General features: G+C 73.0%; 7 protein-coding genes. 4 read left to right on the top strand and 3 right to left on the bottom strand.

What is annotated here, in order from left to right:
* Positions 1 to 553: TetR/AcrR family transcriptional regulator (locus tag M4J07_RS45835; RefSeq protein ID WP_255982954.1), on the bottom strand; the 553-nt coding region annotated here is incomplete at its 3' end.
* A 4-nt stretch (positions 554 to 557) separates the two neighbouring features.
* A complete protein-coding gene (locus M4J07_RS45830; protein WP_255982952.1) occupies positions 558 to 1,253 on the bottom strand; it encodes a type 1 glutamine amidotransferase domain-containing protein in 696 nt (231 codons plus the stop codon).
* Positions 1,254 to 1,456: 203 nt separating this feature from the next.
* Here M4J07_RS45830 and M4J07_RS45825 point away from each other — a divergent pair, with 203 nt between their 5' ends.
* The 3 genes from M4J07_RS45825 (at position 1,457) to M4J07_RS45815 (ending at position 3,958) form a co-directional block, all read left to right on the top strand.
* Entirely contained in the window at positions 1,457 to 2,401 is a 945-nt protein-coding gene (locus tag M4J07_RS45825) for a LysR family transcriptional regulator (protein WP_255982950.1), read from the top strand.
* A gap of 73 nt (positions 2,402 to 2,474) precedes the next feature.
* The gene (locus tag M4J07_RS45820) at positions 2,475 to 3,215 is read left to right on the top strand and encodes an IclR family transcriptional regulator (RefSeq protein ID WP_305129011.1); all 741 of its coding nucleotides are present in this window, start codon (positions 2,475 to 2,477) and stop codon (positions 3,213 to 3,215) included.
* 98 nt (positions 3,216 to 3,313) lie between these two features.
* On the top strand, positions 3,314 to 3,958 hold the full coding sequence (locus M4J07_RS45815; RefSeq protein ID WP_255982958.1) for a DNA alkylation repair protein: 645 nt from the start codon (positions 3,314 to 3,316) through the stop codon (positions 3,956 to 3,958).
* 93 nt (positions 3,959 to 4,051) lie between these two features.
* Here M4J07_RS45815 and M4J07_RS45810 read toward each other — a convergent pair whose 3' ends face one another.
* Positions 4,052 to 6,163, bottom strand: coding sequence for a glycoside hydrolase family 3 N-terminal domain-containing protein (locus M4J07_RS45810; protein WP_255982956.1), 2,112 nt, complete (start codon positions 6,161 to 6,163; stop codon positions 4,052 to 4,054).
* 261 nt (positions 6,164 to 6,424) lie between these two features.
* Between M4J07_RS45810 and M4J07_RS45805 the strand changes: the two genes are divergently transcribed.
* The coding region (locus M4J07_RS45805; protein WP_255982946.1) for an endonuclease/exonuclease/phosphatase family protein at positions 6,425 to 7,096 on the top strand (672 nt) is incomplete at its 3' end.

Raw genomic sequence — 7,096 nt, 5'->3', positions numbered from 1 at the left:
CCAGGGGCACGCCCAGCACCGCGGTCACGAGCGCGTCCGACGCCAGGGGCAGCAGCCTGCGGGCGTCCTGGCTGTGTTCCAGGCCCATGACCTGGGCGATGCACAGGGTGGCGGCGTCGGCCGGTTCGATCCCGGCGACGGTGCCCGCCTCGGCGAACAGGCCGGTGAGCAGGGCGTGCAGGTCGCTGGTGAAGGCGGTGCAGATACCGCCGAACAGCCGGGCCTTGTCGTCGAGGAGTTCGGCGGCGTGCGGGGAGTCCCCGGACAGTTCGAGGACCAGGTCGAGCTTGGCGGCGAGCACGCCGCGCACCCGGTCCCGGTACGTCGCACCGGTGTCGGCGGCGGCCCGGCGGGCCCGCCCGAGGGCCTGCTCGTGCAGGCGCCCGGCGAGCCGCCGGAAGGCGTCGTCCTTGCTGCGGACGTACTGGTAGACCGCGGACCGGGACACCCCCATGGCGGTGGCGATGTCGTCCATCGTGGTGCGCCGTACGCCGTACCTGGTCAGGCAGTCGTACGTCGCGTCGAGGACCTCGTCGAGCCGGTCGGTGCCCATCGGGTCAGACCAGCTTCTTGAGCAGTTCGTCGGCGAGCGGGGCGGCGGAGGCCGGGTTCTGGCCGGTGACCAGGTTGCGGTCGACGACCACCTTCGGCGCCCACGCCTCGCCGACCTGGACGTGCACGCCCGCTTCGGTGAGGCGGTCCTGGAGCAGCCACTTGGCCTTGTCGGCGAAGCCGCCCTGGGTCTCCTCCTCGTTGGTGAACGCGGCCACCTCGTAGCCCTTGAAGGAGTTGGTGCCGTCCGCCTTGGTCGCGGCGAGCAGTGCGGCGGGACCGTGGCAGACGACGGCGAGGGGCTTGCCGGACTCCAGGGCGCGGGTCAGCACGTCACCGGAGGTGGCGTCGACGGCGAGGTCCTCCATGGGGCCGTGGCCGCCGGGGTAGAAGACGGCGGCGTAGTCGTCGAGGTGCACGTCCTCCAGGCTGATCGGGGACTGCAGCTCGGCGAACGCGGCGAGGTCGGCGGCCATCCGGTCGGCGCCCTCCTGCCCGCCGTTGAACTGGGGCGCGAGACTGCCCTGGTCGACGGTGGGCACGACGCCACCGGGGGTGGCGACCACGATCTCGTGACCGGCCGCCTTGAACGCCTGGTAAGGGGCGACGGCCTCCTCGGCCCAGAAGCCGGTGGGGTGCCGCGTGCCGTCGGCCAGCGTCCAGTGGTCCGTGCCGGTGACGACGAAGAGGATCTTCGACATGAGGGTTCTCCGGGGGGTGGGGGTCCCGCACGAGGCGTACGGGATCGGGGACGGTCCGTCGCCGCCGCTGACACGTCCGAGGTTCTGACACTTCGTACGCATTTCGTCAGTGCGGCGATGCCCTCGACCGTAGGCCCCCTCCCCCATCGGAATCCAATAGGCTCGTACATGTGAGAGATAGGGATTCCGATGGACGGCGGGGAATGGACCCGGGAATACCGGCGGCCGCGCAGGCGCCGCACGGGGCCGGGCTCCCCGACCTGAACCTGCTGCGCACGTTCCTCGCGGTGTACCGGGCGGGCGCCTTCACCGCGGGCGCCCGCCTGCTGGGCCTGTCCCAGCCGACCGTCACGACGCAGATCCGGTCCCTGGAGAGCCAGCTCGGCCGGGAGCTGTTCGAACGGCAGCCGCGCGGCGTGGCGCCCACCTCGTTCGCGGACGAGCTGGCCGCGCGGGTCATGGAGCCGCTGGACGCGCTCGGCTCGGTCAGCGGCTCGGGCGGCCTGTTCGGCGAGGGGGACGCGGACCCCGTCCACCTGGCGGGCCCCGCCGAGTACCTCACCCACTGCGTGCTGCCGACGGTCGCCCCGCTCGTCGAGAAGGGCGTGCGGCTGCGCATCGCCTTCGGCCTCACCGACGATCTGCTGGAGGCGCTGCGGGCAGGACGCCACGACCTGGTGGTGGCCACCCTGCGCCCGCGCGGGCGCGCGCTCGCCTCGGTGCCGCTGTCGGACGAGGAGTTCGTGCTGGTCGCCGCGCCCGGATGGGCCGAGCACGTCGGACAGCGCCTCGCCGCGGAGGGCCCGGCGGCGCTGCACGGCGTCCCGCTCGTCTCGTACGCCGAGGACCTGCCGATCGTCCGCCGCTACTGGCGCCACGTCTTCGGCAAGCGGCTGACCTGCACTCCCGCGGTCACCGTGCCGGATCTGCGGGCGGTCAAGTCGGCCGTGGTCGGCGGCAGCGGATTCAGTGTGCTGCCGCGCTACCTGTGCGCCCCCGAGCTGGCCTCCGGCGCGCTCGTGCTGCTGACCGATCCGGAGGACGCCCCGATCAACACCGGCTTCCTCGTCCAGCGGCCCGGTTCCTCGACGAATCCCCACGTAGCGCTCGTACGCGACCATCTCCTGCGGTCCGCACGCGAGGCGTGACGAACCCGCGGCGAGAACCTCGGAACTGCCTCCCTGCCTGCGGTTTTTCCGCGATACGGTGTCGGGCGTGACGATGAGGATCCAGTCCGTCGAGCGCGCCGCCCAGGCCCTGCGCATGCTTGCGTCCGGGCCCCGGCTGCTGGGTCTGAACGACCTGGCGCGGGCGATGGACCTGACCGAGGACACCCTCGCCGGCATCCTCGACACCCTCGCCGCGGCGGGCCTCGTCGAGCAGGACGCCCCCACCGGCAGGTACCGCCTCGGGGCCTCGCTCCTGCACCTGGGCACCCGCTACCTCGACGTGAACGAACTGCGGGCCCGCTCGCTGCACAGCGCCGACACCCTGGCCGCGCGCAGCGGCGAGTCCGTCTGGATCGGCACCGCGCACGAGGGGCGGGCGCTCGTCATCCACCACGTGTTCCGCCCCGACGAGAGCGCCCAGGTCCTGCGGGTGGGCGGCCACCTGCCGCTGCACGCCTCCGGGGTGGGCAAGACGCTGCTCGCCTTCGACCACGGCCTGGACGTCCCCGTGGACCTGCCGCGGTTCACCGACCGTACGCTCACCGAGTCCTCGGCCCTCGCCGCCGAGCTGTACGAGATCCGGCAGCGCGGCTGGGCCGCGTCCGTCGACGAGCGGACCGAGGGGGAGAGCGCGATCGGCGCGCCGATCCGCGACGGTTCGGGTCGGGTGGTCGGCGCCGTGAGCATCGCCGGACGCACGGACCGGCTCACCGAGGCCGGACTGCCGAGAGCGGCCCTCGCGGCGCAGGTCACCGACGCGGCGCGGGACATCAGCAGCGCCCTGCTGCACTGACGCCGGCCGGCCGGTCCCCGTCGCCCTTCCGTCGTACGCTGAGTGCCGCACGGAACGGACAGGAGGCTCACGTGGCCGAGACGACGGTGGCCGAGGTGATGGCCGAGCTGGCCGAGCTGGAGGACCCGAAGGCACGCGCGGTCAACGAGAAGCACGGTGACGATCACGGTGTGAACCTCGGCAGGCTGCGCGCTCTCGCGAAGCGGCTCAAGACCCAGCAGGAACTCGCGCAGGGGCTCTGGGCGACCGGCGACACCGCGGCACGGCTGCTGGCGCTGCTGATCTGCCGGCCCAAGGCGTTCGGGCGCGACGAGCTGGACGCCATGGTGCGCGACGCCCGGACGCCCAAGGTGCACGACTGGCTCGTGAACTACGTCGTGAAGAAGAGCCCGCACGCCGAGGACCTGCGCGTGACCTGGACCGCCGACCCGGATCCCGTGGTCGCGAGCGCGGGCTGGGCGCTGACCACCGAGCGCGTGGCGAAGAAGACCGAAGGGCTCGACCTCGCGGGGCTGCTCGACGTCATCGAGGCGGAGATGAAGGACGCCCCTGACCGCCTCCAGTGGGCGATGAACCACTGCCTGGCGCAGATCGGCATCGACCACGCCGAGTACCGCACCCGGGCCGTCGGCATCGGGGAGCGCCTGGAGGTGCTCAAGGACTATCCGACCTCGCCGGGCTGCACGTCACCGTTCGCGCCCGTGTGGATCGCCGAGATCGTGCGCCGGCAGCAGGAGAAGTAGCACGCCGGTCCCCGCCGTCCCCCACCGGTCCCCACCGATCCGCACCGGTCGCGACCGTGGATGACGGTCGGGACCGGTGCGGTCGGGGTGCGGCTACAGGACGCGCAGCGTCGTACGCGCCGGGGCCGTCGAGCTCGTGCCCGCGTACACGTCGAACCGGCCGCGCTCCACGAGGAACGTGCCCGCCGGGTCGTTGGTCCAGAACCCCAGGTCCTCCTCGCCCAGTTCGAAGGCGACCGTGACGGTGGCGCCGGGCTCCAGGGTGACGCGCTCGAAGCCGCGCAGCCGGCGCACCGGCTGGGCGATGCTCGCCGCGACGTCGTGGACGTAGAGCTGGACGACCTCGTCGCCCGCGCGCTCACCGGTGTTGGTGACCGTCACCCGCACGGTGACCTGCTCGCCCCGCGCCAGCTCGGCGCGGGAGATCTCGTCCCGGCCGAGGGCCGGCTCCGACGTGCTGAACGTCGTGTAGCCGAGACCGTGGCCGAAGGGCAGCCGCGGCCCGTCCGCCAGGTCCAGGTAGGTGGAGACGTACTTCTCGTCGGGGTGCGCCGGGTCGACGGGACGGCCGGTGCTCTCGTGGTTGTAGTAGACGGGGATCTGGCCCACGGCACGCGGGAAGGTCACCGGCAGCTTGCCGCCCGGGGCGACCGTGCCGAACAGGATGTCGGCGACCGCGTGACCGGCCTCGATGCCGGGGTGCCAGGCCTCCAGGACGGCGGGCGCCGCGTCGAACCAGTCGCCGAGGACCAGCGGCCGGCCGTTGACCAGGACCACCACGTACGGCTTGCCGGTGGCGGCGACGGCGGCGATGAGCTCCTCCTGGCCGCGCGGCAGACCGATGTCGCTGCGCACGGCCGCCTCACCGCTGAGCTCGGCCTCCTCGCCGACCACGATCACGGTGACGTCGGCGCCACCGGCGGCGGCCGCCGCCTCGTCCGGGTCGGCGCCCGCGTGGCTGACCACGGCGTCCGGGGCGGCCGCGCGCACGCCGTCGAGGATGCTGACGGACGGGTACCGGCGCGCGCCGGGACCGCCCCAGGTGCCGTGCAGATCCGCGGAGTCGGCGAACGGGCCGACCACGGCGATCGACGCGGCGGTGGCGGCCAGCGGGAGGGCGGCCCCCTCGTTCCTGAGCAGCACCATGCAGCGGGCAGCGGTGTCGCGCGCGGCGGCCCGCGCGGCCGCGGTCGGCTCGGTGATCTCGGCGGACTCGTCGCAGTAGGGGTCGTCGAAGAGGCCGAGGGCGTACTTCAGGCGCAGGATGCGGGTGACCGCGTCGTCCACGCGCTCGATCGTGAGCCGCCCTGCGTCGAGGAGCGCCTTGCCATGGTCGACGACGTGCGTGGAGACCATCTCCATGTCGAGCCCGGCGCCGAAGGAGAGCGCCGCCGCGTCCGCGCCGTCCTCGGCGAAGCCGTGCGCGATGAGCTCCTGGACGCCGGTGTAGTCGCTGACCACGAAGCCGTCGAAGCCCCACTCGTCCTTGAGGACGGTCTGCATCGTGTGGGCGTTGCCGTGCGCGGGGACGCCGCTGACGGTGTTGAAGGCGGCCATGACCGTGGCCGCACCGGCGTCGATCGCGGACTTGAACGGCGGCAGGTAGTGGTTGCGCAGCCGCTGCTCGGACACGTCGACCGTGTTGTAGTCGCGCCCTCCCTCGGCACCTCCGTACGCCACGAAGTGCTTGGCGCAGGCGGCGATCCGGCCGTCGCCGCCGAGCTCCGTGCCGTCGGCCGGGCCCTGGTAGCCCTCGACCTTGGCGACGGCGAACACCGCGTTCAGGTACGGGTCCTCGCCGGAGCCCTCGGCGATGCGGCCCCAGCGCGGCTCGTGGGTGACGTCCATCATCGGGGAGAAGGTCCAGCGCACGCCGTTGGTCCTGGTCTCGGCGGCGGACACCTCGGCGTCGCGCCGCGACACCTCCGGGTCGAAGCTGGCGGCCTGCGCGAGCGGGATCGGGAACGTGGTCCAGAATCCGTGGATGACGTCGAGGCCGAACAGCAGCGGGATGCCGAGCCGGGACTCCTCGACGGCGATGCGCTGCAGCTCGTTCGTGTGCCGGGCGCCGTGGATGTTGAGGACCGAGCCGAGCAGGCCGGCGCGGGCCGCCGCCTCCGTCTCGGCGGTCTGGCCGCCGCCGGGTCCGGTGTCCCCCGTCCACGTCAGCTGCTGGAGCTGTCCGAGCTTCTCCTCGACCGTCATCCGGCCCAGCAGTTCCTTGATCTGTGATTCGTTCGCTCGCAGCACGTGGTGACCTCTATACCTTTTGCTACCTGTTGCCGTATCGCTGTCCGCGGAGTTAGCGTTCTCGCGCACCGTGAATGTAAGCGCATTCATCGAGGACGCACAAGTGCCGGCATCAGCCCACCGGGAGGCCCCGCGTGATGGACGACGAACCGGACTGGCTCCGGGTCATGACCTTCAACCTGCTCGTCGCCCGGCCCGTTTCCCCCCGCCCCTGGCGTGACCGGCGCCCCCCTGGCCGGGGAGTTGCTGGACCGGGCGCGCCCCCATCTGCTCGGCACCCAGGAAGGTCTGGCGGGGCCGCTGCGCGACCTCGCGGCCGATCTCGGCGCCGACCGGTACGGGTGGGTCGGGCAGGGCCGGGACGGCGGCGACCGGGGCGAGTTCGCGGCGATCGGCTACGACCGCGAGCGCCTCGAAGCGCTGGACTCCGGCCACTTCTGGCTCTCGGACACCCCGGACGTGCCCGGCTCCGAGACCTGGGGCGGCTGCTGTACGCGCATGGTCACCTGGGTGCGGCTGCGGGACCTGCGCGTCGGGGGTGAGCTCCTCGCCGTCAACACCCACTTCGACCACGAGAGCGCGTACGCCCGGGAGCGTGCGGCGGAGCTCCTCGCGGCGCGGCTGCGGGTCCTCGCGCCCGGTCTTCCGCGTGTGGTCACCGGCGACTTCAACGCCCCCGCGGACGACCCCGTCCACGCGGCGCTGCTCGACGCGGCGGACCTGGTGGACACCTGGGACGTCGCCGAACGGCGCGGCCCCGCGCACGGCACCTTCCACGACCACCGGCCGCCGGTCCCGGGCGGTGAACGCATCGACTGGATCCTGGTGTCGCGCGGGACGCGGGTTCGGGAGGCCGCCGTGGACGACTTCGCCCGGGACGGGCGGCGC

Source organism: Streptomyces longispororuber (assembly GCF_024448165.1).
Taxonomy (GTDB): Bacteria; Actinomycetota; Actinomycetes; order Streptomycetales; family Streptomycetaceae; genus Streptomyces; species Streptomyces longispororuber_A.
The sequence above is the reverse complement of the archived record's forward strand: the minus strand, read 5'-3'. Positions and strand labels throughout refer to the sequence as shown.